Annotated in this window: 22 protein-coding genes; 9 read left to right on the top strand and 13 right to left on the bottom strand. The window is 72.3% G+C overall.

Features of this window, described 5'->3' with window-relative positions; genetic code table 11:
• The coding region (locus ME121_RS20995) for a DNA translocase FtsK (protein WP_059409537.1) at positions 1 to 1,876 on the bottom strand (1,876 nt) is incomplete at its 3' end.
• 169 nt (positions 1,877 to 2,045) lie between these two features.
• On the opposite strand from ME121_RS20995, the gene mtnA reads away from it, so the two are divergent.
• Both mtnA and ME121_RS20985 read left to right on the top strand, forming a co-directional pair.
• Positions 2,046 to 3,149 (top strand): S-methyl-5-thioribose-1-phosphate isomerase, encoded by a 1,104-nt coding sequence (mtnA, locus tag ME121_RS20990; protein ID WP_012321047.1) that lies wholly within the window; start codon positions 2,046 to 2,048, stop codon positions 3,147 to 3,149.
• Positions 3,150 to 3,383: 234 nt separating this feature from the next.
• Entirely contained in the window at positions 3,384 to 4,079 is a 696-nt protein-coding gene (locus tag ME121_RS20985; RefSeq protein ID WP_012321048.1) for a class I SAM-dependent methyltransferase, read from the top strand.
• A gap of 13 nt (positions 4,080 to 4,092) precedes the next feature.
• Here the strand turns inward: ME121_RS20985 and ME121_RS20980 are convergent, their stop codons facing one another.
• The 3 genes from ME121_RS20980 to pth all read right to left on the bottom strand — a co-directional run bounded on the left by ME121_RS20980 (position 4,093) and on the right by pth (position 7,083).
• Positions 4,093 to 5,082: a MaoC/PaaZ C-terminal domain-containing protein gene (locus ME121_RS20980; RefSeq protein WP_012321049.1), complete on the bottom strand. Its 990-nt coding sequence runs from the start codon at positions 5,080 to 5,082 to the stop codon at positions 4,093 to 4,095.
• Between the two features lie 67 nt (positions 5,083 to 5,149).
• Positions 5,150 to 6,247 carry a redox-regulated ATPase YchF gene (gene ychF, locus ME121_RS20975; RefSeq protein ID WP_012321050.1) on the bottom strand — a complete coding sequence of 366 codons (1,098 nt, stop codon included), beginning with the start codon at positions 6,245 to 6,247 and terminating at the stop codon, positions 5,150 to 5,152.
• Between the two features lie 227 nt (positions 6,248 to 6,474).
• The gene (gene pth, locus ME121_RS20970; RefSeq protein WP_012321051.1) at positions 6,475 to 7,083 is read right to left on the bottom strand and encodes an aminoacyl-tRNA hydrolase; all 609 of its coding nucleotides are present in this window, start codon (positions 7,081 to 7,083) and stop codon (positions 6,475 to 6,477) included.
• Between the two features lie 289 nt (positions 7,084 to 7,372).
• On the opposite strand from pth, the gene ME121_RS20965 reads away from it, so the two are divergent.
• On the top strand, positions 7,373 to 7,603 hold the full coding sequence (locus tag ME121_RS20965) for a hypothetical protein (RefSeq protein ID WP_012321052.1): 231 nt from the start codon (positions 7,373 to 7,375) through the stop codon (positions 7,601 to 7,603).
• A gap of 66 nt (positions 7,604 to 7,669) precedes the next feature.
• On the opposite strand, the gene ME121_RS20960 is transcribed toward ME121_RS20965, so the two are convergent.
• The gene (locus ME121_RS20960) at positions 7,670 to 9,895 is read right to left on the bottom strand and encodes an FUSC family protein (RefSeq protein ID WP_059409536.1); all 2,226 of its coding nucleotides are present in this window, start codon (positions 9,893 to 9,895) and stop codon (positions 7,670 to 7,672) included.
• 397 nt (positions 9,896 to 10,292) lie between these two features.
• Positions 10,293 to 11,240, bottom strand: coding sequence for a LysR family transcriptional regulator (locus ME121_RS20955; RefSeq protein ID WP_012321054.1), 948 nt, complete (start codon positions 11,238 to 11,240; stop codon positions 10,293 to 10,295).
• Positions 11,241 to 11,369: 129 nt separating this feature from the next.
• On the opposite strand from ME121_RS20955, the gene ME121_RS20950 reads away from it, so the two are divergent.
• The 6 genes from ME121_RS20950 to ME121_RS33945 are packed head-to-tail and all read left to right on the top strand — an operon-like array spanning position 11,370 to position 17,277.
• Complete coding sequence (locus ME121_RS20950; RefSeq protein WP_012321055.1) at positions 11,370 to 12,734, top strand: 2-hydroxycarboxylate transporter family protein; 1,365 nt, start codon at positions 11,370 to 11,372, stop codon at positions 12,732 to 12,734.
• An 18-nt stretch (positions 12,735 to 12,752) separates the two neighbouring features.
• Positions 12,753 to 13,610, top strand: coding sequence for an HpcH/HpaI aldolase/citrate lyase family protein (locus ME121_RS20945; protein WP_012321056.1), 858 nt, complete (start codon positions 12,753 to 12,755; stop codon positions 13,608 to 13,610).
• Positions 13,607 to 14,848 (top strand): CaiB/BaiF CoA transferase family protein, encoded by a 1,242-nt coding sequence (locus tag ME121_RS20940; protein WP_012321057.1) that lies wholly within the window; start codon positions 13,607 to 13,609, stop codon positions 14,846 to 14,848. The genes ME121_RS20945 and ME121_RS20940 overlap by 4 nt, the downstream gene beginning before the upstream one ends.
• Before the next feature lie 23 nt (positions 14,849 to 14,871).
• Complete coding sequence (locus tag ME121_RS20935; RefSeq protein WP_059409535.1) at positions 14,872 to 15,810, top strand: amidohydrolase family protein; 939 nt, start codon at positions 14,872 to 14,874, stop codon at positions 15,808 to 15,810.
• A gap of 13 nt (positions 15,811 to 15,823) precedes the next feature.
• Positions 15,824 to 16,414, top strand: a complete 591-nt coding sequence (locus tag ME121_RS33950) for an MmgE/PrpD family protein (protein WP_280951371.1) — start codon at positions 15,824 to 15,826, stop codon at positions 16,412 to 16,414.
• Positions 16,414 to 17,277 (top strand): MmgE/PrpD family protein, encoded by an 864-nt coding sequence (locus tag ME121_RS33945; protein ID WP_280951370.1) that lies wholly within the window; start codon positions 16,414 to 16,416, stop codon positions 17,275 to 17,277. The genes ME121_RS33950 and ME121_RS33945 overlap by 1 nt, the downstream gene beginning before the upstream one ends.
• A 146-nt stretch (positions 17,278 to 17,423) precedes the next feature.
• Here the strand turns inward: ME121_RS33945 and ME121_RS20925 are convergent, their stop codons facing one another.
• The 7 genes from ME121_RS20925 to ydiJ all read right to left on the bottom strand — a co-directional run bounded on the left by ME121_RS20925 (position 17,424) and on the right by ydiJ (position 26,412).
• Positions 17,424 to 18,386 carry an amidohydrolase family protein gene (locus ME121_RS20925; protein WP_059409534.1) on the bottom strand — a complete coding sequence of 321 codons (963 nt, stop codon included), beginning with the start codon at positions 18,384 to 18,386 and terminating at the stop codon, positions 17,424 to 17,426.
• A 29-nt stretch (positions 18,387 to 18,415) separates the two neighbouring features.
• Complete coding sequence (locus ME121_RS20920) at positions 18,416 to 19,345, bottom strand: amidohydrolase family protein (protein ID WP_059409533.1); 930 nt, start codon at positions 19,343 to 19,345, stop codon at positions 18,416 to 18,418.
• A 13-nt stretch (positions 19,346 to 19,358) separates the two neighbouring features.
• Positions 19,359 to 20,279: an SMP-30/gluconolactonase/LRE family protein gene (locus ME121_RS20915; protein WP_024828951.1), complete on the bottom strand. Its 921-nt coding sequence runs from the start codon at positions 20,277 to 20,279 to the stop codon at positions 19,359 to 19,361.
• Positions 20,280 to 20,313: 34 nt separating this feature from the next.
• On the bottom strand, positions 20,314 to 21,633 hold the full coding sequence (locus tag ME121_RS20910; RefSeq protein WP_012321063.1) for an MFS transporter: 1,320 nt from the start codon (positions 21,631 to 21,633) through the stop codon (positions 20,314 to 20,316).
• Between the two features lie 86 nt (positions 21,634 to 21,719).
• Positions 21,720 to 22,394 carry an RraA family protein gene (locus ME121_RS20905; protein ID WP_012321064.1) on the bottom strand — a complete coding sequence of 225 codons (675 nt, stop codon included), beginning with the start codon at positions 22,392 to 22,394 and terminating at the stop codon, positions 21,720 to 21,722.
• Positions 22,395 to 22,432: 38 nt separating this feature from the next.
• Positions 22,433 to 23,341, bottom strand: a complete 909-nt coding sequence (locus ME121_RS20900; RefSeq protein ID WP_012321065.1) for a DUF1932 domain-containing protein — start codon at positions 23,339 to 23,341, stop codon at positions 22,433 to 22,435.
• A gap of 17 nt (positions 23,342 to 23,358) precedes the next feature.
• Positions 23,359 to 26,412: a D-2-hydroxyglutarate dehydrogenase YdiJ gene (ydiJ, locus tag ME121_RS20895; protein ID WP_059409539.1), complete on the bottom strand. Its 3,054-nt coding sequence runs from the start codon at positions 26,410 to 26,412 to the stop codon at positions 23,359 to 23,361.
• Position 26,413: the final 1 nt, after the last annotated feature.

Genomic DNA, 26,413 nt, shown 5'->3' with positions numbered 1-26,413 from the left:
CGGTCCGGGTCAGCACCTCGCCGCGCGCCGCCGCCTCGGCGACCCGGGCGTTGTAGCCGTCGATGTTGCGCACCGCGATCTTGGCCATCTTCTTGTAGCGCTCCTCCATCTCGCGCACGGCCCACTTGAGGGCGATGACCGCCTTCTTCGGGTCGGTGACCACGGGGGAGAGCAGGTGCGGGATGCCGTCGTAGACCGACAGCTCCAGCATCTTCGGGTCGACCATGATCAGGCGGCACTCCTCCGGCTTGAGCCGGTAGAGCAGGCTGAGGATCATGGTGTTGATCGCCACCGACTTGCCCGAGCCGGTGGTGCCGGCCACCAGCAGGTGCGGCATGCGCGCGAGGTCGGCGATGATCGGCTCGCCGCCGATGTTCTTGCCGAGGCACAGCGCCAGCTTGTGCTTGCTCTCGGCGAAGTCCGTCGAGGCCAGGAGTTCGCGCAGGTACACCGTCTCGCGCTTGGCGTTCGGCAGCTCGATGCCGATGGCGTTCCGGCCGGGCACGACCGCGACGCGGGCCGAGACCGCCGACATCGACCGGGCGATGTCGTCGGCGAGCGCGATCACGCGGCTGGACTTGGTGCCGGGGGCGGGCTCGAGCTCATAGAGGGTGACGACCGGGCCCGGCCGCACCGCCAGGATGTCGCCGCGCACGCCGAAATCGCCGAGCGTCGCCTCCAGCAGCGTGGCGTTCTGCTCCAGGGCATCGGCCGAGATCAGGCTCGCCTGGGACGGGCCGCGGGGGGCCGCCAGCAGGTCGAGGGCGGGCAGGGCGTAATCCTCGGGGCGGACCGGCGGCGCGGGGGCGCGCCGGGCCGGCACGGGCGCGGCGGGCGGCGGGGCCACCCGCGACGCGGTCGGCTCGGCCCGCGGCGGGATCGGGCGCTGCGGCGCCTCGAACGTGTCCGGATCGTCCTCCGCGTCGTCCCGCGGCGGCGCGGCGCGGCGGGCCGGCGCCGCGGTGGCGTCCTCGGAGGCGTCGAAGACGGGCTCGCGCCGGCTCGCGCCGGCCTGCCGGCCCTCGGGCAGGTGGTCGGCCCAGGGGAGATCGGCGTCCGTGAAGGCGCGGCGGGCCGCGAGGGCGGGCGACGCGCCGTCGATCGGCTCGGCCCGGCCCGCGCGCCACGCGGCGATCCGCTCGGCCGCGGCGCCGCGCAGGCCCATCAGCCCCTGCGCCAGGGCGCCGACACCGACGAGGCCGAGGCTCGGCTCATCGGAATCCTCGCGCTCGTCCCGGCCCGAATCCCGGCCCCGCGCCGGCGCGCGCCGGACGGGGTAGGGGTCGTCGTGCAGGGGTTCCTCCTCGACGGCGCCGAATCGGCAGGCGCCGGTCAGGCTGAGGATCGCCACCGCGGCGTAGCCGAAGCCGACGAGGTGGGCTGCCGCCGACGAGACCGCGCCGACGATCACCCGCGCCATCGACAGCAGGCCGTCGCCGGCCACGCCGCCGAGGCCGGTGGGCAGCGGCCAGCGGGTCGTCGGCGGGAGCGCGCTCGCCACCGCGCTGGCGGCGCAGAAGCCGATGATCCAGAGCGCGATGCGCAGGCCGCCCTCGGGCAGGTCGCGCTCCCGCATCAGCCGGATGCCCCAGAGGACCGGCGGCAGCACGAAGGCCAGGGAGCCCAGGCCCAGGATCTGCATGGCGAGATCGGCCACGACGGCGCCCGGCTGGCCGAGGACGTTGTGGGCGGCGTGGTCGGTGGCGTGGTTCAGGCTCGGGTCGTCGATCGACCACGTGGCCAGCGCCACGGTCAGGGCGACCGCGCCGGTGAACAGCACGAAGCCGCCGAGCTCCGTCAGGCGCTTGCCCAGGAACGGGCGAACGCTGTCGACGAAAGTCTCGTAGGGCGATGCGGGACGGCGAAGCGAGCGCATGCGGGACCGGACGCGAAACGGGAACTTACCCCCGAGGCTAGGCACGAGCGCCTTAACGACCCGCTAAGGTTGAGGAAGGCTGACCGGCCGCCGGGCGGGGCATCCCCAGGCCGTCGTGCCGGCGCCCGGGAGGATGCAAAAGCCGCCCCGCTGTGGCACAGGAGCGGCCATGAATATCGACGGCCAGCCCTACCGCACGATCTTCCCGGACCCCGACGGCGTCAGCGTCCAGGTGATCGACCAGACCCGCCTGCCCTTCGCGTTCGAGTTGAGGCGCCTCGCCACGCTGGAGGACGCCGCGGTGGCGATCCGCACGATGATCGTGCGGGGCGCGCCCCTGATCGGCGTCACGGCCGCCTACGGGCTGGCGCTCGCCATGCGGGCCGACGCCTCCCACGACGGCATCGACCGGGCGGTGGCGACGCTCGCGGCGACCCGCCCGACCGCGATCAACCTGCGCTGGGCGCTGGACCGGGTCTCCGCCAACCTGCGCCAGACCGCGCCGGACGAGCGCTTCGCCCGCGCCTTCGCGGAGGCCGGCCGCATCGCCGAGGAGGACGTGGCGAGCTGCCGCGCGATCGGCGCCCACGGCGGCCAGATCATCGCCGACCTCCACGCGGCCCGGGGCGGCGACCGGCCGATCACCGTGCTGACCCACTGCAATGCCGGCTGGCTGGCCACGGTGGACTGGGGCACGGCGCTCGCGCCGGTCTACGCCGCCCACGAGCGGGGCGTGCCGGTCCACGTCCTGGTCGACGAGACCCGGCCGCGCAGCCAGGGCGCCGCGCTCACGGCCTTCGAGCTGAACGGCCACGGCGTGCCGCACACGGTCATCGCCGACAATGCCGGCGGCCACCTGATGCAGCACGGCGACGTCGACCTCTGCATCGTCGGCTCGGACCGGACCACGGCGAGCGGCGACGTCTGCAACAAGATCGGCACCTACCTGAAGGCGCTGGCGGCCCACGACAACGGCGTGCCGTTCTACGCCGCCCTGCCGTTCTCGACCATCGACTGGACGCTCGACGACGGGGTGAAGGAGATCCCGATCGAGGAGCGCGACGGGCGCGAGGTCACCCACATGACCGGCCGGCTGCCCGACGGCGGCTTCGCCACGATCGAGGTCGTCTCCCCCGGCAGCCCGGTGGCCAACCCCGCCTTCGACGTGACGCCGTCGCGCCTCGTGACCGGGATCATCACGGAGCGCGGCATCTGCGACGCGAGCCGCGAGGGCCTGTACGGGCTCTACCCGGAGCGCCGGAGCGCGGCGTGAGGGCGGAGTTCCGGGCGGCCGCGGCCGCCCGGCGCAGTATCCGGGGCGTCCCGAACGCGGTGTGACCGAAAAGGCAGCCTCGGGGGCAATTCGCGCCCCGTATCCACGCCGATGCTTCCCCGGCTCGACGGTGTTCGGCACAACGGATGCTGGACCGCCGCGGGGAAGAACACGTCTCGACGGCGGACGGACTGATCATCCCAGTCCGATCTCGATGCCTTCGAGGTGGCCGCGATGGCGAGATTTCATTTCGTCGAGGATTACGAGGCGTACGTACGCCAATTGACGCGCGACTTGCCCCTGGACGAGGCGATGAGCGTGGCGGTGGGCGGCGACTACGACCGGATCGGCGCGATCGAGTGCGAGATCCTCCACCATTTCGGGCTCCGGGACGGCCAGTCGGTGGTCGATTTCGGCTGCGGCTCCGGGCGCCTGGCGGTTCACCTCGCCCGCACCGGCACCGTCGCGTATCTCGGCCTCGACGTCGTCCAGGAGCTGCTGGACTACGCCAAGCGCCGCTGTCCCAAGGATTACCGCTTCGCCAGGAACACGGCGCTGTCGCTGCCGGTCGCCGACGGCAGCGTCGACCTCGTCTCGGCCTTCAGCGTGTTCACGCATCTCCTGCACACGGAGTGCTACATCTACCTGGAGGAGATGCACCGCGCCCTCAGGCCCGGCGGCCGCGTCGTGGCCTCGTTCCTCGAGTTCAGCATGGCCTCGCACTGGGGCGTCTTCACCAAGACGGTCGGCGAGCAGCGCACCAGCACGGTGCCGCACCTCAACACGTTCATCGAGCGCAGCGTCTGGCAGACCTGGGCGGACCATATCGGCTTCGACAGCGTGACGTTCCTCGACGGAACGGCGGCGCCGTGGCCGTCGGGCGCGCATCTGGGCCAGTCCCTCGCGGTGCTCGGCAAGGCTCCGGCCTGACGGCCGGGCCCGCTCAGGGCTCCCAGCGGTGGAAGACCGCGCTGTCGAAGGCGAAGACCGCCTCGCCGCGCTGGTTCACCCCGGTGTTGCGCGCGAAGGCCAGGCCCCAGCCGGGCCGTGACGCCGAGGCGCGCTTGTCGGTGAGCTTGGCGCTGAAGCGCACCGTGTCGCCCGCGTAGACGGGCTTCAGCCAGCGCAGGTTCTTGAACCCGGGGGAGGGCCCCGCCTCCGGCACCGGCCCGCGGCTGGCCGTGTAGGCGGCGTCCCGGGCGCGGGTCGTGAGCATCCGGTTCATGTAGGCGGCGGTCGTGTGCCAGCCGGAGGCGCAGAGGCCGCCGAAATGGCTGCGCCTGGCCGCGTCGTGGTCGAGGTGGAAGGCCTGCGGATCGTAGGCCCGCGCGAAGGCCACGATCGCCTCGGCGGTGAACGGGTAGGCGCCCAGGTCGCGCACGGCCCCGATCTCGGCATCCCGCAGGAACGGCAGGATCTCGGCATCCTCCGGCTCGGCGACCGGCCCCGGCACGCCGGTCTCCACCGGCCGCGGGGGCAGGGGGTCGGTGCCGCGGCGGGCGAGCATGAAGGTGAAGCGCTGGGTCAGCACCGTCTCAGCCCGCTGGTTGCCGAGGGCGACCTCGGCGGTCACGAAGCCGAGGCCGGGCTTCGTGGCCGAGTCGCGCAGGCCCGCGACCCGGAAGGTCAGCGTCAGGGCGTCGCCGGGCAGGACCGGCGCGAGCCAGCGCAGCTCGTCGATGCCCGGCGCGCCGAGCGACGAGCCGCCCCGGAACGGCCCCTGCTGGAGCAGCCGCATGCCCAGGGCCGCCGTGTGCCAGCCCGAGCCGATCAGCCGGCCCGCGAAGGTCGTCTCCGCCGCCGCCTCGTCGAGGTGGAACGGCTGGAAGTCGAAATCCTTCGCGAAGCCCACGATGTCGTCGCGGGTCACCGTCAGCGGCTCCCCGACGATCACGTCGCCGACGGAGAAGTCTTCGAGGGCGGGATCGGGCATGGCGGGCTCGTCTCGTTGATCAGCGGGGCGGGGATGAAGCGCGCGCACCGTGCCGACAGCACCGGCCTCAGTTGGCGAAGCGGAAGTGCAGCACGTCGCCGTCCTGCACCACGTAATCCTTGCCCTCCAGCCGGAGCTTGCCGGCGTCCCGGGCCCCGGCCTCGCCGTTGAGGGTCGTGTAATCCTTGAACGCGATCGTCTCGGCGCGGATGAAGCCCTTCTCGAAATCCGAGTGGATCACCCCGGCCGCCCCGGGGGCGCGGGTGCCCTTGGTGATCGTCCAGGCGCGGGCCTCCTTGGGGCCGACCGTGAAGTAGGTGACGAGGCCGAGCAGGTCGTAGCCGGCGCGGATCACCCGGTTCAGGCCCGGCTCGGTGAGCCCCACCGCCTCCAGGAACTCGGCCTGGTCGGCCTCCGGCATCACGGCGATCTCGCTCTCGATCTTGGCCGAGACCACCACCGCCACGGCGCCCTCCGCCCTGGCGCGGGCGAAGACCGCGTCCGAGTAGGCGTTGCCCTTGTCGGCGTCGCCCTCGTCGACGTTGCAGACGTAGAGGACGGGCTTGGCGGTCATCAGGCCGAGCTGCTGGAACAGCCTCTCCTCGTCGGGCTTGCGCTCCACGAGGCGGGCGGGCTTGCCGTCGCGCAGGAGCGGCAGGGCGCGGTTGACGAGGTCGAGGGTCTCCTTGGCCTCCTTGTCGGCGCCCTTGGCCTTCTTCTCCAGCGACTGGGCGCGGCGCTCCAGGCTGTCGAGGTCGGCGAGCATCAGCTCGGTCTCGATGGTCTCGATATCGGCGGCCGGATCGACCTTGCCCTCCACGTGGGTGACGTCGCCGTCCGTGAAGCAGCGGACCACGTGGGCGATCGCGTCGACCTCGCGGATATTGGCCAGGAACTGGTTGCCCAGGCCCTCGCCCTTGGAGGCGCCGCGGACGAGGCCGGCGATGTCCACGAAGGTCAGCCGCGTCGGGATGATCTCCTTCGAGGACGCGATCCGGGCGAGGTCAGTCAGCCGCGGATCCGGCACCGCCACCTCGCCGACATTCGGCTCGATGGTGCAGAACGGGTAGTTCGCCGCCTGGGCGGCCGCCGTCTGCGTCAGCGCGTTGAAGAGGGTCGACTTGCCGACGTTCGGCAGGCCGACGATGCCGCATTTGAAGCCCATGGGTCAGTTCCGTCGCAGCGCGTCGTCGGGCGACGCGCGGAATGGGTTGATGAGAATCGGGTCCGCGAACACGCCGCGCGCCCTGTCCTCGGTCGAGCACGCGCGGCACCGACGCGCCGGGCCGCGGCCGCCGGGAGGCAATCGAACCGCCGACAGCCGGGCGCGACGCGCACCGCCTTCATCGGACCCTCTCGCCCGCCCCGATATCCCGTCCCCGTGTGGGCGTGTCAATTTCTGGCGCCCAGCGTCTTCACGTCGTCCCAGCCGCGGCCGGCCATGGCCAGGTGGACCTTGTTCTGGAAGCTCGCGTCCTCGCCGGCGGCGAGCAGGGCGGCGTGGTCGGCCACCGCCCGGCAGAGATCCTCGACCCAGGGCAGCTCGGCCTTGCCGAAATCGTTGAGCACGTAGGCATGGACCAGCGCCTTGTCGCCGGGATGACCGATGCCGAGCCGCACCCTCCGGTAGTCGTTGCCGCACTGCGCGGTGATCGAGCGCAGGCCGTTATGGCCGGCATTGCCGCCGCCGCGCTTCACCCGGAGCTTGGCGGGGGCGAGGTCGAGCTCGTCGTGCAGCACGATCACGTCGGCCAGCGGGATCTTGTAGAAGCGCTGCGCCTCCGAGACCGCGCGGCCGGACTCGTTCATGAAGGTCGAGGGCTTCAGCAGGATCGCCCGCTCGGTGCCCAGCACCACCTCGGCGGCCTCGCCCTGGAAGCGGTGGCGGAACGGGCTCGCCCGGTGCTGGCGGGCGATCGCGTCGACGGCGAGGAAGCCGATATTGTGGCGGTTGCCCGCGTAGCGCGCGCCCGGGTTTCCGAGGCCGACGATCAGCCGCATGGTCTGCATCCCTTTCAGGCCGCGGTCTGTGCCACGCTTCGGCGCGGGACGCATCCCCGGCCGGGCCGGTCTCCGGCCTCCCGGCCCGCGCCGCGTCTCCCCGTGCGCCAGCGCACGGCGGCGCGCGAACCCGGGGCAGAGTATCCCCGTTGAGAGGTCACATTCGGCCAAGCAAAGCCGGAGCGATCAAGACCGCCGCCCAGCGCATCGCGACGACGATCTTCCTCACTCGACACGGTTGACCGGATGACTTCCCGTCGAAGTCATACGAAGACACTAGGAGATCACCATGACCGTCCGCATGCTCGCCGCCGCCGCCCTGGTCGCCGCGGTCGCCACGCCCGCCCTCGCGCAGGGCCTCGATTCGAAGCACTCGCCCTACCCGGCCTCGGCCTATTCGGGCTGGGTCGGCAACGCCCCCGCCCTGTACCGGAACGACGCCGGTCCCGCGCGGGCGGCCGCCTACCGCTACAGCGGCCCGCATGCCGGCGGCCCGGCCAACGCCCTGCCGCGGTTCTGACGGGAGACCGGGCCCGCGGGAACGCCGCGGGACCGGCCCTCGCGCGGGGCTCGGCAGGCCCGTCCGTCAGGACGGCAGGACCGGCTGGCCCGCGCGCGCGTCGGTCCCGCGCCCGGTCTCCGGCGCCCCGCCATCGTCCCCCGCCGCGGCCCGGATCTCCCCGGGGCGCAGGGTCCCGACCAGAAGATCGACCTGACTGACGAGGCGCACGAGCGATTGCCCGCGATCCAGCGCGGGCCGCTCGGGCACGGGCCTGTCGGCACCCAGGGCCGCCAGGGTCGCGCTGATCCAGGCCCGCCAAGGCTCCGCCTCTGGGGCGGCCGCCTCCGGGGCGTGCCGCAGGACGATGAGCCGGGCGCTGATCCGGCGCAGGGTCGCGTCGGCCACCAGGGCGGATTCCACCTCCGGGTGGCTGCCGGCCCGGGGCTGCTGCAGGGCGCGGGACAGCGCCGCTTCCAGATCGTTGAGGGCGAGGCCGGCCTCGCGGCTCTGCGCCGCGATCGCGGTCTCGCGGCCCTCGCCGGGCGGCGCGCGGAGCACCGCCTCGGCGAGGCCGGCCTGCGCCCTGAGCGCCCGGCGCAGTTCCTGCCGGACCTGATCGGGCTCCCAGATCGGCCAGAGCACCAGGCAGCTCGCCACCGCGATCACGCCGCCCAGCACCGTGAAGCCCCCCCGCATGGCGACGATCTCCCAGGAGCTGTGGCCGGGCTCCAGCAGTTCGACGAGCAGCACCACGAGGGGCGTCAGGCAGGTGACGAAGAAGCCGTAGGAGATCTGGCGCGCCGCGAAGCCGACGATGCTGAGCACCAGGATCAGCCCGGCCTCCGCCAGCGGGCTCGTGGCGTAGTAGGCGAGCACGGCGCCCACGAGGCCGCCCAGCACCGTGCCGCCGATCCGCTCCAGCGCCCGCTGCCACGTCGCCGCGTAGAAGGGCTGCATGGTGAGCACCACGGTCATCACCAGCCAGTGCGTGAAGGCGCCCGCGTAGGTCAGGGTCGCGGCGAGCGCCGGCGCCGCGACCGCGCTCGCCCGCAGGGCGTGCCGCAGGTTGGGCGAGGCCAGGGTGAAGTTCTGCGCCAGCGGCCCGACGTAGCGGGTCCAGCGGTCGAGGCTGCCGCCCTCCGTGATCGTGCCGCCGGGCCGGTAGCCGTCCGGCGTCGACAGCTTGGCGCCGATCCGCACGCGCCCGACGATCCGGTCGGCGAGGCGGGCCAGGGTCGGGTCCTCCGACAGGCCCTCGGCCACCCGGGCGATGGAGTGCTCCAGGCGGGCGAGGTCGAGGTTGACGTCGTCGCGGATCGCCCGCGCGATGGTCACCAGCAGGGGGCGCAGGCGCCGCAGGAACACCTTGGCGAGCGCCCGGCGGCGCGCGTCGGGGCGGCTGTCGATCAGTTCGCCCACGGCGATCAGGGCGGCGAAGATCTGCTCGGCGCTCTCCAGGCGCAGCAGGGCCTGGGCGGTGCGGTCGGAGACGCGCTCGCGGGAGCGGGCGAGGTCGAGGATCATGGTCCGGGCGGTCTCGATGCTCGCCCGCACGCCGCGCCGGTGGCCCCGCGCGTGGCCGTCGAAGGCGGCCGTGTCGGGCTCCGGCAGGGCGACGAGCCGCTCGAGGTCGCCGCAGAGCCGGGCGAGGTTGTGCCAGACCTCCGCCACGGCCCGGTGGGCCGGGCGGTACGGGTGCAGCCGCCAGATGACCAGGGCCAGGAATGTCGCCCAGAGACCGCCGGCCGCGAACATCGCCGCGGTGACGGCCGCCTGCGCCCCGTCGAGCGGCCGGTCGAGGGCGATGCACAGCACCACCACGAGCACGTTGCCGGCCGACTGGGCCTGCACGCTCCAGACGCGCGCGTACGAGCAGGCGAAGATCAGCGCGCAGGCGACCGGGACGACCACCGGCAGGCCGAGGGGCTGGATCAGGCCGAGGCCGGCCCAGAGCAGGCCGCCGAGGAACGAGAAGGCGGTGAGGACGCGCAGGCGCGCGCGCATCGGGCCGCCGTTGTCGCAGAAGCAGGCGAGGTTGGCGGCGAGCGCCATGGTCAGCAGCGGCGACCACTGGATCCAGATGTTGAGGAGGATGACGACGCCGAACGCGAAGGCGGCGCGCACGCCCTCCACGAGCCGCACGTTCCGGAGATCGAGACCCGTGGGCAGGCGCCGCAGGTCGCCGCCGGGCCGGCTCAGGCTGCCCCGGCCGGCCGCGAGGCGGCGCCGCCGGAGACGTCCGGGGGGCGAGGCTGTGGGACTCGGCGCGGTCAAGCTCGGTCTCCCGACGGGGGCGCGGCGCCCCGGCATGAACCGCGCTCCGGCCTGACCGGATCCGCGGCAGCGCGCAACCCCGGCCCGCGGCCGGCGCGGGATCGCGGGGCGCGTGCAGCGCAGCGTTGCGCATCACCGCACATCACCGCACATCGCCGCACGGCATCCTCAGCGAACCGCTCGCCCGAGGATAGTCGGATGCTGCCACGGCGGCCCGGAAACCCATCGCAGCTCCTCAGCCGGGAGAGGGCCCGGTCGAGAGCCGGCTCATTCCAGCTTGGCTTCCGCGGTATCTCCGACGTCGTCGGTCATGCGCCGGACGCGGCGCGGGCAGCCCTGTTCCGCCAACCGCCCGTCCCGCGTTGCGCCCCTTCCCGGTCATGCAGGGCGTTGACGGCGGATCCCGAGAGCGAGATTTTCCGGCGGCACGCCCTCATCGGCGCAGGAGGGCGGCGCCGCCCGGATCTCCTCGCAGTGCAAACTCATCGAGATCCGTCGACAGTTCAGCCTTGAGTGCCTCGTAGAACATGGCTGCGGCCGGCGTCAGGGAGGTATTGCGGCGGCGCACCAGACTGATCGTGCGGTAGATCGCGGGCTCGGTCAGCAAGACCTCAACGAGATCGTCGCGCGGAGAAGCGCCCCCGAGGGCCGCCGGGAGAATCGCGGCGCCGATGCCGGCCGACACCAGCGCCAGGGCGGTCGGCGTGCTCTCGACCACGAACCGACCGCGCGGCGGCAAGTCCGCGGCTGCCAGTTGAGCCTCGACGCGCGCCCGGTTGCCGCTGGCGCCGCCGAGCGTCACGAGATCCGTACCGGATAACTCGGTCCACCGAAGCTCGCGCCGTCCGGCCAGCGGATGGCTGCGGTGGCAGATCAGCACGAACGGATCCCGCACGAGCCGATCCTCGAGGAGATCGGCATCGGCCTCCTGCTGGATGTGGATCCCGAAATCCGCCTCACCCTTGCGCACGGCTTCGGTGACCAGCGCGCCGGAGCGTTCGAGGATCTGCACCCGGTTCTGCGGATGATCGCGCGCGTAGGCCTGCAGAACCGCCGGCATCCGACGGAAGGCAATCGATTGGACGGTCGCGACGGTGACGTCGCCGACGCCCAGCCGAGAGGTCGTGCGCAAGCGCTCGATCCCCTGGGTGAAGTCGGCGATGAGCCGCGTGGCCAGCGGCAGGAACTCGCGGCCGACGGCGCTGAGGCGCACCGTCCGCGTGGTGCGGTCGAGGAGCATCGCGCCGAGGAAGCCCTCGAGCTTCTGGATCCGCCGGGTGAGCGCGGTCTGGGTCAAGCCGAGACTCTCGGACGCCCGGCGGTAGCTGCCGAGCTCCGCGATGAGAACGAAGGCCTGAACACCGTCGACGGGGAGTTTCATGCCGAAACGTCATGAATTGATGCGATCAATTCATTTTACTCGACCATGCCGCTGCGGGACAAGGCGCGGGGCGACGCCTGCCCGACACGATGCGACTCCGGCTGAACACGGGGCGATGCGGAGGAAACGATGACTGCGCGTGCCGCTGCCGGGTCCACGGTCGCGACCTCGACCCGCTCGATATCGACGCCGAAACCCTTCTGGACTCAGGCCATGGAGACGCGGGTCGGCATCGTCCCGCTGCCCGTCTATGTGCTGCTGCTGGCCCTCATCGCGGCCTTCGCCGTCAGGGGTAAGATCTCGGGCGAAGTGACGGTGATGATCGCCGTCCTGGTCGCGGGGGGCTTCACCTGCGCCGAGATCGGCCGGCGGATCCCGCTGCTGCGGGCGGTCGGCGGATCGTCCCTGGTGACGATCTTCCTGCCCTCGTTCCTCGTCGCCCACCAGCTCCTGCCGGCGCCGCTGGTGCAGTCGGTGACGACCTTCACCAAGTCGACGAACTTCATCTACCTGTTCATCACTGCCGTGGTGGTCGGCTCGATCCTGAGCATGGACCGTCGGGTGCTGATCCAGGGCTTCGCCAAGATCTTCGTGCCCCTGGCGCTGGGGTCGCTCGCCGGCCTCCTCGTGGGCGGAAGTGTCGGCTGGCTCGTCGGCATCGGCTTCTGGCGGTCGATCCTCTACGTCGTGGTGCCCGTGATGGCCGGGGGCGTCGGCGAGGGCGCGATCCCGCTCTCGGTCGGCTACGCGGAGGCGCTGGGCGTCGACCACGGCGGGATGCTGGGGCAGATCCTGCCGCTGGTGTTCTTCGGGAACCTCGTCGCCATCGTCATCTGCGGCGCCCTGAACACGCTGGGCAAGCGCCGCCCCGACCTCACCGGCAACGGCCGGCTCCAGCCCGCCGCTGACGGAGACACGGATGCCGACCACGGTGCGGCTCACCGCAACACCTCCGGGATCGACGTCGCCACCGTCGCGGCCGGCGGCATCACCGGCATCGCCGTCTACGTCTTCGGCACGCTGATCCACGCGCTGATCGGATTACCCGCGCCGGTGGCGATGCTGTTCCTCGTCGTCCTCGCGAAGCTGCTGCGGGCGGTTCCGGCCTCGCTGGAGGAAGGCGCCCGCGTGGTGTTCCGCTTCTTCGTGGTGGCGGTGACCTATCCGCTGCTGTTCAGCACGGCGGTGGCGCTGACTCCCTGGCACGAGCTGGTCGAGGCGTTCCACCCGGCCAACCTCGTCACCATCGTGGCGACCGTGCTCGCGCTGACCGGCACCGGCTACGTCGTCGGGCGCTGGCTCGCCATGTACCCGATCGAGACCGCGATCGTGAACGCCTGCCACAGCGGCCTCGGCGGCACGGGCGACGTGATGATCCTGACCGCCGCCGAGCGGATGGAGCTGATGCCCTTCGCCCAGGTCGCGACGCGGATCGGCGGGGCGCTCACCGTCACCGTGGCCATCGTCGCGATGGCGCATTTCAAGATCGCCTGACGGAGGCGCGCCGTGCTGATGCGCTCCAAGCTGTTCGTCCCGGCCTCCCGGCCCGAATTGTTCGCGAAGGCCGCCACCGGCCCCGCCGACGCCCTCTCCTTCGACCTGGAGGACGCCGTGCCGGAAGCCCGCAAGGACGAGGCGCGGGACACGCTCGCGACCTATCTGCGGGAAGCGCCGACCACCCTGCGCAAGGCGGTCGTGGTGCGGGTCAACGCCCCCGGCACCGGGCATTTCGCGCGCGACCTCGAGGCGGTGTCCCTGCCGCGCACGGATCTCATCAACCTGCCGATGGTCGAGGATCCGGCCGCCATCATCGAGGCGGCCGCGCGCCTCGACCGCCTCGATCCGACGGGTCGCATTCGCCTCCTCGTCAACATCGAGACCCCGAGAAGCCTCCGCCGGGCGGCTGACCTCGCCTGCGCCCATCCCCGCGTCGCCGGCCTGCAGATCGGCTACGCCGATCTGCTGGAGCCGTGCGGCATCGTCCGGCACGACGAAGCCGCCCTCGCTCAGATCCGCGTCGCCGTCCGGCTCGCCGCCGCCGAGGCCGGCCTGCCCGCCTATGACGGAGCCTTCGCGGCGGTGAGGGACCCCGAGGCCTTCCGCGCCGAGTGCGAGGCGGCCCGCCGCCACGGCTTCGCGGGCAAGACCTGTATCCACCCGTCCCAGGTCGACATCGCCAACGCCGCCTTCCTGCCGAGCCCGGACGCGGTGGCGTGGTCGCGCCGCATCCTGGCGGCGGCCGCCGAGGCCGAGGCGCGGGGTCTCGGCGCCATCCTCGTGGACGGGCGGATGATCGATCCGCCCTTCCTGGCCCGCGCCCGCGCCGTCGTGGCGCTGTCCGATCTCCACACCGCGACGGAAGTCCCATGACCGAGCGCGAACTGCACCGGCGCGCCTACCGACCCGAGGCCCGGGGTATCCTCGACGGGGTGCGCATCCTCGACCTCTCCCGGCTCTTCGCCGGCAACGTCCTGACGCAGATGCTCGGCGATTTCGGTGCCGAGGTGATCAAGGTCGAGCCCCCCGAGGGCGACACCCTGCGCGCCTGGAAGACCGAGGGCGTCGAGACCCACTGGAAGATCTACGCCCGCAACAAGAAGAGCCTGTGCCTGTCGCTGCGCGATCCCCGCGCCGTCGAGGTGCTCCGCGCGCTCGTGCCCTCCTGCCAGATGCTGATCGAAAGCTTCCGCCCCGGGGTGCTGGAAGCGATGGGCCTCGCGCCGGAGTCTCTGCACGCCCTCAATCCCGGATTGACGATCATCCGCATCTCCGGCTGGGGGCAGGACGGGCCCTACGCGCAGCGGCCCGGCTTCGGCACGGTCATCGAGGGCTTCTCGGGCTTCGCCGCCATGAACGGCTTCGCCGACCGCGAGCCCGTGCTGCCGCCGATGTACCTCGCGGACGGCGTCGCCGGACTCACCGGCGCCTCGGCCGCCATGATCGCCCTGCGCGAGGTCGAGGTGAACGGCGGCCGGGGGCAGGTGATCGATCTGCCGCTTCTGGATCCGCTCTTCGCGATCCTCAGCCCGCAGGCCGCCCATTACCGGCTCACCGGCAAGGGAAAGCCGCGGACCGGCTCGCGCTCGACGAACTCGGCGCCGCGCAACGCCTACCGGTGCAGCGACGGGCTCTATGTCGGCCTGTCGGGCTCGATCCAGAAGATGGCCGAGCGCCTGTTCCGGGCGATCGGGCGCCCCGACCTCGTGGACGATCCGCGCTTCCGCACCAACGCCGACCGGCTGCGCCACGTGGACGAGCTCGACGCGATCATCGGCGCCTTCATCGCGGAGCGGACGCAGGACGAGAACGTCGCGTTCTTCGAGGCCGCCGAGGTGACGATCGGCCCGATCAACGATGCGGCCAAGCTCGTCGCCGACCCGCACGTGGTCGAGCGCGAACTCATCGCCGACTATCCCGACCCCGACATGGGGCTCATCCCCATGCACGCCGTCGTGCCGCGGCTCCACGACCGGCCGGGCGCGATCCGCACGCCCGCGCCCACCCTCGGCCAGCACAACCGCGAGGTGCTGGGGCAGATCGGCATCGCGGGCGCGGCCTTTGACGACCTCGTCGCCGCGGGCGTGGTCCGCAGCGGCGACGCCCGCTGACGACAATGACAGGGAGGCTGGGAATGCCCACGCTGACACGCCGCGGCTTCGTCGCGGCCGCCATGGCCGGCATGGCCGGCATGGCAACGTCCGACTGGGCGCGCGCGACCGACGGATCGGTGCCGAACTCGGCCGGGACCGAGCGGCCGCGCCATCGTGCGCCGGCCCGGGCCTGCGATTGCCACTTCCACATCATCGACGCGCGCTTCCCGCCGCCGGACACGCCCAAGCCCCCGGGCATGACCTTCGACGCGTATCGCCTGCTCCAGGCGCGTCTCGGCACGACCCGCGCCGTGCCGGTCCAGCCGAAGAATCACGGCACCGACCCGACCTGTCTGCTGGACGCCCTCGCGCGCTTCGGCGGGAACGGGCGCGGCATCGCCGTCCTGCGCCCGGACGTCACCGACGTCGAGCTGAAGCGCCTCGACGCCGGCTACGTCCGCGGCCTTCGCTTCAGCGTGTGGAATCCCAACGACACGGTGGCCCCCATCGCGACGATCGAGCCGCTCGCCAAGCGCATCGCCGATCTCGGCTGGCACGTGCAGTTGTACATGTCCGGGAACCAGATCCGGGAGAACGAGGCCCTGCTGAACAGGCTGCCATGCCCCATCGTATTCGACCACATGGGCCGCCTCGACCCGGCCAGGGGGCCCGACGATCCCGCCTTCGCGACCATCGCCGGACTGGTCGAGAAGGGCCGGGCCTGGGTGAAGCTCGCCGGCGCCTACCTCAACACCGAGGCCGGTCCGCCCGGCTATCCGGACGCGACGCGCACCGCTCAGGCCTTCGTGCGGCTCGCCCCCGAACGCCTCGTCTGGGGTAGCGACTGGCCGCACGTCACGGAGAAGCACAAGCCCGACGACGCGGTGCTGTTCGACCTGCTCTCCGACTGGGCCGGCAGCGCCGCTGCCCGCGACAGGATCCTCGTCGACAACCCGGCGACGCTCTACGGCTTCGCCTGAACGGGAGGGCGCGATGCGGATCCCGACCGACCCCTCCCGCCGTCAGGTGGCCGCGTGGCTGGCCGCGGCCGCATCCCTTGCCGCCGCACCGGCGAGGGCCGCCTCCGGTGACGGGCCGCCCCTCGCCGACCGGCTCGCGGCCTACGCCCACGCCCTGCGATTCGAGGATCTCGACACGGCCACGGTCGAGACCGCGAAGGTCCATCTGATCGACGCGCTGGGATGCGGGCTCGCCGCCCTCGATGCCGGCCCGGTGCGGATCTGTCGGGACATTGCGCTCAGCGACGGAGCGGGTGCCGCGACGGTGCTCGGCACGGACCGGCGGAGCAGCCCGGAACTCGCAGCCTTCGCCAACGGCGTCGCCATCCGCTACGCGGATTTCAACGACGTCTATGTCGGCCGCGAGCCCGGTCACCCCAGCGACGCCATCGCCGCCTGCCTCGCCGTCGCCGAGGCCGAGCGTGCGACCGGCCGCGAACTGATCGCTTCGATCGCCCTCGCCTACGAGATCAATTGCCGCCTGCTCGATGCCGCGGAAGTAACGGGGCGTGGCTGGGACCATCCGGTCTACTGCCTGCCTCCGCGCTGGCATCGGGCCGGCTGATGCGTCTCTCCCCGGAAGCCCTGACCCAGGCCGTCAATCTCGCGATCAACGGCCATATCGCCATGAACCAGACCCGCGTCCAGACGCTCTCGGACTGGAAGGGCGTGGCCGATGCCGAGGCGACCCGCGCAGGCGTGTTCGCCGCGCGCCTCGCCCGCGCCGGTCTCACGGGACCGGCGCCGATCTTCGAAGGCCGCGCCGGATTCTTCAAGCAGGTCTCGGGCCCGTTCACCGTCGACGTGGCGACGTTCGGCGGTGAGGGGCGCCCCTTCCGGATCTCGCGATGCGGGATCAAGCCCTATCCGGCGCAGGTCTATTGCCTGACGGCGATCCCGGCGGCGATCGACGTCGTCACGGAAGCCGGTGGTGTCGACGCCGTTCAGAGCCTGCGCATCGACACGACCCATCTCGGCTACGTCACCGCCGGCCGCGACCGCGAGAAGTGGCGCCCGACGACGAAGGACACCGCCGATCACAGCCTGCCCTATATCACCGCGCGGGCGATGCTCGACGGAGCCATCACCAACGACAGCTACGCCCCCGACAGGCTGAGCGATCCGGCCCTGCTCGCCCTCATTGACCGGATCACCGTCGCCGAGGACCCTGCCCTCACGGCGATGCAGCCGAAAGCGGTGCCGAACCGACTGACCGCGACGCTGAGGGATGGGCGCGAGATCGTGAGGCAGGTCGACGACGTGCCGGGATTCGTGTCGAGGCCGATGACCCGCGACGACGTCGAACGCAAGTTTCGCATGAACGCGGGCGAGCGTCTCGATCCGCTCGAGGTGCGTCGCGTCCTCGACGCCTTCTGGACGATCGATGAACGACCCGACCTGTCCGGTCTGCTCGCGCTCCTGTCCTGAGCAACCCGCAGAAGCGCGTCCCTTCCGCGTTCGGCCGGATCGGCGGGCTGCTTCGAGCCCGTTCGGCCGCGTCACGCGACGTGGAGGATCGCTGAAGCAGACACGATCACCGCGGCTTGGGCCCGGATCTGCTCCTCCGTCTTCGCTCAGCCGAACCCGTACAGCGCCGCGGGATTATCGACCAGAACCCGCGCCCGCGCCCGGTCGTCGGGGACCCATTCGGCCAGGAGGTCGAGCAGCCGGGCGTCGTCGGGCAGGTGCTTCTCGCCCCGGTGCGGCCAGTCGCTGCCCCAGACCACGCGCTCCGGGGCCGCGGCCGCGAAGGACTTCGCCACCGCCGTCGCGTCGGCATAGGCGGGCGGTCCGCTCGCGGTGTTGAGGTAGGCCCCCGACAGCTTCATCCACGTCCGGCCGCCGTCGAGCAGCCGGCGCACCGCGGCGTAGGCGGGATGGCTCACGCCCTGGTCCGGCGGGAGCCGCGCCAGATGATCGATGACCAGGGGCGTCGGCAGGCGGCTCAGGACGGGTTCGAGCTCCACGATCGTGTCGCCGGTCGCGTAGATCTGGACGTGCCAGCCCAGCGGCGCGACCTTGCGGGCCATCGTCTCGAGACGCTCCGCGGTGGTCGGCCCCCAGGATTGCGGCGTGCCGAAGTTCACCCGGATGCCGACCGCGCCCCGGCCCGCCATCGTCCGAAGCTCGGCATCGGTGACGTCGCGATCGACCACGACCACCGCGCGGGCCGAGGGGCCGAACTGCGCCACGCCGTCGAGGGTCGGGCGGTTGTCGGTGCCGTAGGTCGAGGGCGTCACCACCACCACCCGGCTCGTCCCGAGGCGGGCCTGCACCTGGCGGTAGGCGGCGACGTCGCTGTCCAGCACCGGCTGGCCCTTCCAGTGGGGCGAGGCCGGATAGCGGGTCGACAGGATGTGGATGTGGCAGTCGCAGGCGTTCGGCGGAACGGCGATCGCCGGCGCCTCCGTCCCCGACGAGAACGGCGTGGCGTCCGCGGCGTCCGCCGGCCGGTCACGGAGGTCGGCGGCCGTGGCCAGGGCGAGCGCCGCGCCGCCCTGGAGGACGGTGCGCCGGGATCGGGTTTGGCTGAGCATAGGCGAGGCCTCTCTCGTCTCGGATCGGATCAGAAGCCGTAGAGCTTGGCCGGATTGGCCACGAGGATGCGGTTTCGCACCGCCTCGTCGGGGGCCCAGACCGCCAGCAGGTCGATGAGCACGGCATCGTCCGGCTTCGCGTCGGCCGCGGCGGTCGGATGCGGCCAGTCGCTGCCCCAGACGAGCCGTTCGGGGGCGAGCGCCACGTAGGCGCGGGCGAGGCGGCCGCGATCCGCGTAGGTCGGCGGCCCGACCTTCGAGAGGATGTAGGCACCGGTGAGCTTCACCCAGGCGCCGTTCTTGTCGATCAGGTCGGCGATGACCTTGAAACCCGGATGGTCCGGGCCGGCGGGTTCGGGCAGGTGGCCCATATGGTCGAACACGACCGGGACCGGCAGGCCCTTCAGGGTGTCGGCCAGCTCCACGATCTTGTCGCCGTCGGAGACCAGCTGGATGTGCCAGCCGAGCTCGGCGATCTTCCGGGCGACCGGCACCATGTCGGTGATCGGCGCACCGCCCGGCAGGCGCGTCCCGAACCGGACGCCGCGGATGCCGGCCCCGTCGAGGCGCTTCAGCTCCTCGGGCGTGACCGCGGCGTCGAGCATCGCGATGCCCCGGGCGGTCGGCCCGAACGCCTTCACCGACTCGACGAGGAGGCTGTTGTCGACCCCGTAGGTCGAGGGCTGCACCACGACGTGCCGGGTGAGGCCGAGGCGCCGCATCAGGAGCTTGTAATCCGCGACGCTCGCATCCGGCGGCCGCAGGGTCGCACCGGGCGCGGCCGGGAAGCGCGCATCGTAGATGTGGTGGTGGCAGTCCGTGGCGCCCGGCGGCACGGTGAAGGTCGGCCGATCCGTGCCCGAGGACCAGGGGACGGTCTGCGCCGCTGCGGGCCGCAGGCCGGCGGCGCCGGCCACGAGGGCCGCGATGTGCGCGCGGCGGGTCATCGAGGGGGTCATCCGTCCGGTCCGGTCAGTGATGCGAGAAGAGGGTCTGGCCGGGGGACGGCATCCGCGCCGTCAGGATGCTGCCGGTCTGGGATTCGGTGATGAACAGGGTCGCGCCGTCCGGGCCGCCGTAGGCGACGTTGGTGGTCGAGATCCCGGCGGGAGACTTCACCCGCAGCAGCGGCTCGGCGACGGGCGACAGCCGCCAGATCGAGCCGAACCCGGTATGGGCGACGATCAGGCAGCCCTCGGCATCGAGCGCGATGCCGTCCGGACCGCCGAGGCCGCCGTGCAGCTGCGCGAACACGCCGACCTTGGCGACGAGGCCGCTGGCGTTCAGGGGCACCCGCCAGATCTGCTGGGCGCGGGTCACGGCCACGAACAGGCTCCCCATGGCATCGTCGATGACGATGCCGTTCGGGCTCGGGATCGTGTCGACGAGGCAGGTCAGCTCGCCGGAGGGGCGCAGGCGGTAGACCCGGCCGGTCGGGTCCTGCAGCCCGGTCTGGCCCTGGTCGGTGAAGTAGAGGTCGCCGTTCCGCGCGAAGGTCAGGTCGTTGACCCCGCGAAAGCCCTCCGAGCCCGCCGTCTCCAGGAACGGCGTCACCGCCCCCGTATCGGGATCGAGGAGCATCAGGCCGCGCCTGTAGCAGGTGATGAAGATCCGCCCGTCGCGGTGGATCTTCAGGCCGTTCGGCCAGCCGTCGTACTCGGCCACGAGCTCCCATTCGCCGGCCGGGTCGATGCGGAAGATCCGGCCGAAGGGAATGTCGGTGACGTAGAGCCGGCCGGCCCGGTCGAAGACGGGGCCCTCCAGGAAGGAGTCGATGGCGTGCCCGCCCCGGTTGGCGTTCGCCCAGGCTGTCGGCCGGACCTTGCGGAAGCGGTCGGGCAGGCGCGTGAAGACCTCGGCCGTCACGGCCGGCGGGGGAGCGAAGAACGACATCGCGTGGCCTCGGTGTGGGTGCGGGAGCGGTGGATCAGGCTGGCAGCGCCGCCGTCCGGGCCTCGCGGGCATGGGCGCGGCTGATCAGGATCACGCAGATCGCGGCGGCGGCATCCAGCGCGGCGACGGGGAGCATCCCGAGGGCGAAGCTGCCGGTGGCGTCCTTCACGAGGCCGACCACGTTCACCATCAGGCCGCCGCCGATCAGATTGGCGATGGCGTTGATGCCGGCGAGCCCGGCCGCCAGCGTCCCCGGGGACAGCCACCCGGCGGAGAGCGCCCAGAACGGCCCCTTGAAGGAGTAGGCGCCGACGAGGGCGAAGGTCACGGCCATGACGGCCGTCGCGATGCCCGCGGTGAGGTTCAGATACGCGAGCCCGAAGGACGCGAGCAGCAGCGGGATCGCCGTGTGCCAGCGCCGCTCGCCCCGGCGGTCGGAGTGGCGGCCCCAGAGCACCATCAGCACCGTGGCGATGCCGTAGGGGATCGCGTTGACGAAGCCGGTCTGGAGGTTCGTCAGGCCGAAGGACTTGATCATCTGCGGCTGCCAGACCGACAGCACGCTCCCCGTCGCTGAAGCGCCGGAGCAGACCAGAGCCATCGTCAGGAAGTACTTGTTGCGGGCGAGCTGCCACAGGGAGATGTGGCCGATGGGCTTGCGCTTGCCCGCCTCGTCGTCGAGGCGCCCGACGAGCCAGGCGCGCTCGTCGTCCTTCAGCCAGCGCGCGTCGCGGGGGCGGTCGGTCAGGACGAACAGGCAGGCGATGCCGAGGCAGACGGTGGGCAGGCCCTCCAGCACGAACAGCCACTGCCAGCCCTTGAGACCGAGCAGGCCGTCGAGTTCGAGGAGCGTGACCGACAGGGGCGAGCCGAGGAAGGTCGCCAGCGGGATCGAGACCGTGAAGGTCGCCAGGATCCGCGCCCGGTAGGCGCTCGGCAGCCAGTAGGTCAGGTAGAGGATCGCGCCCGGGAAGAACCCGGCCTCCGCCGCGCCCAGGATGAAGCGCATCACGTAGAGGGAGTGGGGCCCGGTCACGAGGGCCATGCCGATGGTGACGAGGCCCCAGGTGATCATGATCCGGGCGATCCAGCGCCGCGCCCCGACCTTCTGCAGGGCGAGGTTGCTCGGGACTTCGACCAGGAAGTAGGACACGAAGAACAGGCTCGCCGCGAAGCCGAACATGGCCGGGGTGAGCCCGAGATCCTTGTTCATCTGCAGGGCGGCGAAGCCCACGTTCACCCGATCCAGCAACGCGAAGAAGTAGCAGAGCATCAGGAACGGCACGAGCCGGAGAATGACCCGGCGCATGGTCGCGGCCTCGAGCGGATGCTTGGCGTGTTCGGAGACGTTCACGTCCCAACCTCCCTTGTTGTCGAGATGCGGCTCGCGTGACGTCCCGCGCCCTTGAGCCCCGGTGGTGCGGTCCTGCCCGGAGGGGATCAGATCCCCTCGCAGCCCGCCTCCGCGAGGGCGCGCTCGACCCAGGAGCGGTCCACGGTGCCGGCCTGGATCGCCGCCATGGTCTTGGCCTCGCCCTGCTGCTTCTTGTCGGCGGCGGCGAAGACCGCCTCGGTCTGGTCGAACGGCACGCAGACGACGCCGTCGTCGTCGCCGACGATCAGGTCGCCGGGCTCGATCACCATGCCGTCGAGGGCGATGGTGGCGTTCACCTCGCCCGGCCCGTTCTTGTAGGGGCCGCGGTGGGTGATGCCGGCGGCGAAGACCGGGAACGCGTTCATGCGGATCCAGCCGTAATCGCGGACCGCGCCGTTCAGGACCACACCGGCCAGACCGATCTGCTGCGCGTGGGAGATCATGAGCTCGCCCATCAGCGCGTTCGTCAGGTCGCCGTCGCCGTCGACCACGAGGACGTCGCCGGGCTTCGCCCTGTTCAAGGCGGCATGGATCATCAGGTTGTCGCCGGGGCGCACCCGCACCGTCAGGGCGACGCCGCTGAGCACGCCGCCGGCGTGGAGCGGCCGGATCCGCGCGCCGCCGTGGCTCATCCGGTTCATGGAGTCGCTGATGTTGGCGACCGCGATGCCCTTGAACTTCTCGACGGTGGCGGGGTCGACCGTGCGGGTGCGCGGGTGGATCTTGAAACCGATGGCCATGGCTGTTCGTCCTGCGATGCGGGGAGGTGAGTGGGGCGTCAGGCGACGGGCTTCAGGCCGGCCTTGAGGATCATGGCGTCGAGGGCCTCCTGGTAGGTCCGGGGGACGACGCCCTTGAAGTGGTCCTTGAGGCCGAGGCTCGCCTTCCAGCGCAGGCGCTCGGCGACGGCGCGGGCCATGATCGGCTCGACGCCGGCATCGGCGACGGCGTCGGCCGACATCTCCAGTTCCTCGGCCCGGCGCTTGGCGTGGATCACCCCCGACGGGGTCAGGCTCTGGACCGTGTCCATCCACGGCCGGGCGAGGGTCTTGGAGGCCGAGGCGAGGACGATCTCGTCGATCCCGTACTGATGGGCGGCGAGCAGCATCTCGTCGGTCAGCGCCTCGATCCCCTTGATCAGGACCGAGCGGATGATCTTGATGCCCGAGGCGGTGCCGAGCACCGGGCCGGTGAACTCGATCTGCATCCCCCACGGCACGAGGAGGTCGCGCACCCGCTCGCCGGCCGGGCCGCTCGACAGCATCCGCATGGAATAGCCGTGCAGCGGCGTGCCCTCGATCGAGCCGTCGCCGAGGCGGGCGCCGGTCGCTTCGAGCTTGGCCGCGACACCCTGCTTGATCTTCGGCGTCGCCGAGGCGAAGTCGAGGAAGGTGTGGCGGCTCGCCAGCACCGGCGCGAAGGCGTCGGCGCTCTCCAGCGAGGCGGCCCCCGGCGTGACGCTGACGATCAGGTCGGCCGCCTCGGCGAGGTCCCCGTTCGAGCGGACGAGGGTGACGCCGGCGTCCCTGGCCCGCGCCTGGATGAGGTCCGCGTAGGGTCCGTCGAAGGCGTACTTGTCGTAGCAGGCGATCGACTCGAGGCCGGCACCGCGCAGGCCCGCGCCGAGCGTGCTGCCGATCTCGCCGTAGCCGACGAGGCCCAAACGGAATTGCGTGCGGTCTGCCATGCTGTGCTCCTGTCGGGCTATGCGGTGAGGGGGGTGGTCCGCCGGCAGGCCAGCGGGCCGGCGGCGAGGTGGTCGCGGAGGATCTCGACGGGGTGCGGCAGGCGCAGGCCGTCGACGAGCTTCACCTGCGAGCGGCACGAGTAGCCGTCCGCCAGGAGGCGGCCCGAGCGGCCCCTCCCGGCGACGTGACCGGCCCAGCTGAGGCCGTAGATCCGCTCCGACATCGCCCGGTGCTCGGCCTCGTGGCCGTAGGTCCCGGCCATGCCGCAGCAGCCGGAAGGCAGGACCGACAGGCGCAATCCCAGGGCGGCGAAAACCTCGGTCCAATCGGCGAGCGCCGGCTGCGCCGTCGCCCGCTCGGTGCAGTGGGGCAGCAGCCAGTAGGGCTCGGACCCGGAGGCCGGACGGGCCCGGTCGAGGCGGCCGGCGAGCCATTCCTGGACGAGGTGGACCCGCGGCAGGTCCCGCCCCGGCAGGGCCTGCCGGTACTCGGAGCGGTAGGTCAGCGTCATCGACGGGTCGAGGCCGACGAGGTCGACGCCCGTCGCGGCGAGCCGGCCGAGGTCGTCGGCGTTGGCCGCCGCCAGCCGCGCGAACCGGCCGAGGAAGCCGTGGACATGCAGCGGCTTGCCGTTCGGGCGATAGGGCGCGAGCCAGGGCCGCAGGCCGAGCCCGATCAGCAGGTCGAGGAGGGCGAGGAGGACGGGCGTGTCGTAGTGGCTGGTGAAGGCGTCCTGCACGACGATGACGCTCGTCAACCGCTCGGCCTCCGGGAGGCGGCCCAGGGTCCGCGCATCGGCCGGCGCCACGCCGCGGCGCTTCAGCTCCTCGTGCAGATCGAGCCCGGACAGCCGCGGGACGTGGACCAGGCCGACCACGCGCGCGAGCCCGAGGGACGTCGCCGCATTCGCGAGCCGGGGCGCCCGCGCCAGCTGCGGCACGGCGATCTCCAGGGCGGCGACGGCGTGGTGGCGCAGGGGCCGCAGGTAGCGGCCGTGATAGAGTTCGAGGAACTTCGCCCGGAAGGTCGGAACGTCGACCTTGATCGGGCACTGTCCCGTGCAGGACTTGCAGGCGAGGCAGCCCGCCATCGCCTCGTGGACCTCGTGGGAGAAGTCGTCGCGCCGCCGCAGGGTCGCGGCGAGGCGGGCCGGGAAGGCGCGCCAGCCCGGGCGGGCGCGCAGGCGCCGGGCTTCCTCCAGCGGGTCGCGGCCCTCGGCGGCGAGCCGACGCAGCCACTCGCGCATCAGCTGGGCGCGGCCCTTCGGCGAGTGGCGCCGCTCGCGGGTGCCCTTCCAGGACGGGCACATCGCCTCGTCCGGGTCCCAGCTGAAGCAGGCGCCGTTGCCGTTGCAGTGGAGCGCCTCGTCGTAGCCGGCCCGGACCTCCTCCGGGATCGCCCGGTCCCGCTGGCCCTTGGTCGGCACGCCGTCGACGGTCAGGAGCGCCGCGCCCTCGGGGGCGGCGATCTTGCCGGGGTTGAACTGGTTGCGCGGGTCGAAGGCGGCCTTCACCGCCTGCAGCACGGGGTAGAGCGGGCCGAAGAAGCGGGGCGAGAACTCGCTGCGCACGCCCTTGCCGTGCTCGCCCCAGAGCAGCCCGCCGTAGCGCCGCGTCAGGGCGACGACGTCCTCGGTGACGGCGCGGACCAGCGCCTCGGCGCCGGGCGCCTTCATGTCGATGGCCGGGCGGACGTGGAGCACGCCGGCATCGACGTGGCCGAACATGCCGTACTCGAGCCCGCGCCGGTCGAGGGCGTCGCGGAACGCCGCGATGTAGTCGGCGAGATGCTCCGGCGGGACGGCGGTGTCCTCGACGAAGGCGATGGGCCGCCGGTCGCCCTTGGTGTTGCCGAGCAGGCCGACCGCCTTCTTGCGCATCGCCCAGAGGCGGCCGACCTCCGCCTCGCCCCGGGCCACCGTGTAGCCGCGCCGGCCGTGGGCGGTCCCGGCCTCGTCCAGGGTCGCCGTGAGGCGGGCGAGCGCCGCCTCGACCGCCTCCGCGCCGTCGCCGACGAACTCGATCAGGTTGACGCCGCGGGCCCGCTCGCCGGCATCCTCCGGGAAGTAGGCGGCGACGCCCTCCCAGACGGGATCCTGCTGGGCGAGACCCAGCACCTTGGAATCGACCGTCTCGACCGAGGCCGCGCCGAAGGCCGCGAGGGTCCGCGCGTCGCGGAGGGCCGCGTCGAAGCTGTCGTAGCGGAGGTTCACGAGCGCGACGTGGCGCGGCAGCGGAAGGACGTTGAGCGTCGCCTCGGCGAGGAGGCCCAGCGTGCCCTCCGAACCGCACAGCACGGCGTTGAGGTCGAAGCGGCCGTCGGCGCGGCGCAGATGGGCGAGGTCGTAGCCGGTGAGGCAGCGGTTCAGCGGCGGGAAGGTCGTCTCGATCAGCGCCGCGTTCGCGCGCTGGAGCCTGTCGACCTCCCGGTGGATGGCGCCCGCGAGACCGGGCCGGCCCTGGGCGGCCTCCAGCTCGGCCGCGTCGAGGGGCTCGGAATGCCAGACGGTGCCGTCGGCGAGCACCGTGGTGAGGGCGCGCACGTGGTCGCGGGTCTTGCCGTAGAGGCAGGAGCCCTGACCACAGGCGTCGGTCGCGATCATCCCGCCGATGGTGGCGCGGTCGGAGGTCGAGAGCTCGGGGGCGAAGAACAGGCCGTGCTCGGCCAAGGCCGCGTTGAGCTGGTCCTTCACCACACCCGCCTCGACCCGCGCCGTGCGGCGCACCGGGTCGATGGCGAGGATGCGGTTCATGTGCCGCGACAGGTCGACCACGATCCCGTCCGTCAGGGACTGGCCGTTGGTCCCCGTCCCGCCGCCGCGGGGGGCGATCCGCACCGCCACGAACCGCTCCTCGGCGAGCAGGGTCGCGATGCGCACGAGGTCGTCGCGGTCCCGCGGGAACGCGATGGCCTGCGGCATGATCTGGTAGATCGAGTTGTCCGTGGCGAGCACGGTGCGGTCGGCCTCGGCCATCGTCAGGTCGCCCGCGAAGCCCCGCGCGCGCAGCTCGGCGCAGAAGGCCGCGGTCAGCGAGGTCACCGTCGGGCCGGAGGGGAGAGGCGGGATCATG

Source organism: Methylobacterium sp. ME121 (assembly GCF_000974725.1).
In the GTDB taxonomy this organism is placed as follows: domain Bacteria; phylum Pseudomonadota; class Alphaproteobacteria; order Rhizobiales; family Beijerinckiaceae; genus Methylobacterium; species Methylobacterium radiotolerans.
The sequence above is the reverse complement of the archived record's forward strand: the minus strand, read 5'-3'. Positions and strand labels throughout refer to the sequence as shown.

Bases quoted from the DNA above. Each gene is read 5' to 3' on its own strand.
- mtnA (WP_012321047.1), top strand. From the start codon at position 2,046: ATGAATATCGACGGCCAGCCCTACCGCACGATCTTCCCGGACCCCGAC.
- ME121_RS20985 (WP_012321048.1), top strand. From the start codon at position 3,384: ATGGCGAGATTTCATTTCGTCGAGGATTACGAGGCGTACGTACGCCAA.
- ME121_RS20980 (WP_012321049.1), bottom strand. From the start codon at position 5,082: ATGCCCGATCCCGCCCTCGAAGACTTCTCCGTCGGCGACGTGATCGTC.
- ychF (WP_012321050.1), bottom strand. From the start codon at position 6,247: ATGGGCTTCAAATGCGGCATCGTCGGCCTGCCGAACGTCGGCAAGTCG.
- pth (WP_012321051.1), bottom strand. From the start codon at position 7,083: ATGCGGCTGATCGTCGGCCTCGGAAACCCGGGCGCGCGCTACGCGGGC.
- ME121_RS20965 (WP_012321052.1), top strand. From the start codon at position 7,373: ATGACCGTCCGCATGCTCGCCGCCGCCGCCCTGGTCGCCGCGGTCGCC.
- ME121_RS20960 (WP_059409536.1), bottom strand. From the start codon at position 9,895: ATGCCGGGGCGCCGCGCCCCCGTCGGGAGACCGAGCTTGACCGCGCCG.
- ME121_RS20955 (WP_012321054.1), bottom strand. From the start codon at position 11,240: ATGAAACTCCCCGTCGACGGTGTTCAGGCCTTCGTTCTCATCGCGGAG.
- ME121_RS20950 (WP_012321055.1), top strand. From the start codon at position 11,370: ATGACTGCGCGTGCCGCTGCCGGGTCCACGGTCGCGACCTCGACCCGC.
- ME121_RS20945 (WP_012321056.1), top strand. From the start codon at position 12,753: ATGCGCTCCAAGCTGTTCGTCCCGGCCTCCCGGCCCGAATTGTTCGCG.
- ME121_RS20940 (WP_012321057.1), top strand. From the start codon at position 13,607: ATGACCGAGCGCGAACTGCACCGGCGCGCCTACCGACCCGAGGCCCGG.
- ME121_RS20935 (WP_059409535.1), top strand. From the start codon at position 14,872: ATGCCCACGCTGACACGCCGCGGCTTCGTCGCGGCCGCCATGGCCGGC.
- ME121_RS33950 (WP_280951371.1), top strand. From the start codon at position 15,824: ATGCGGATCCCGACCGACCCCTCCCGCCGTCAGGTGGCCGCGTGGCTG.
- ME121_RS33945 (WP_280951370.1), top strand. From the start codon at position 16,414: ATGCGTCTCTCCCCGGAAGCCCTGACCCAGGCCGTCAATCTCGCGATC.
- ME121_RS20925 (WP_059409534.1), bottom strand. From the start codon at position 18,386: ATGCTCAGCCAAACCCGATCCCGGCGCACCGTCCTCCAGGGCGGCGCG.
- ME121_RS20920 (WP_059409533.1), bottom strand. From the start codon at position 19,345: ATGACCCCCTCGATGACCCGCCGCGCGCACATCGCGGCCCTCGTGGCC.
- ME121_RS20915 (WP_024828951.1), bottom strand. From the start codon at position 20,279: ATGTCGTTCTTCGCTCCCCCGCCGGCCGTGACGGCCGAGGTCTTCACG.
- ME121_RS20905 (WP_012321064.1), bottom strand. From the start codon at position 22,394: ATGGCCATCGGTTTCAAGATCCACCCGCGCACCCGCACGGTCGACCCC.
- ME121_RS20900 (WP_012321065.1), bottom strand. From the start codon at position 23,341: ATGGCAGACCGCACGCAATTCCGTTTGGGCCTCGTCGGCTACGGCGAG.
- ydiJ (WP_059409539.1), bottom strand. From the start codon at position 26,412: ATGATCCCGCCTCTCCCCTCCGGCCCGACGGTGACCTCGCTGACCGCG.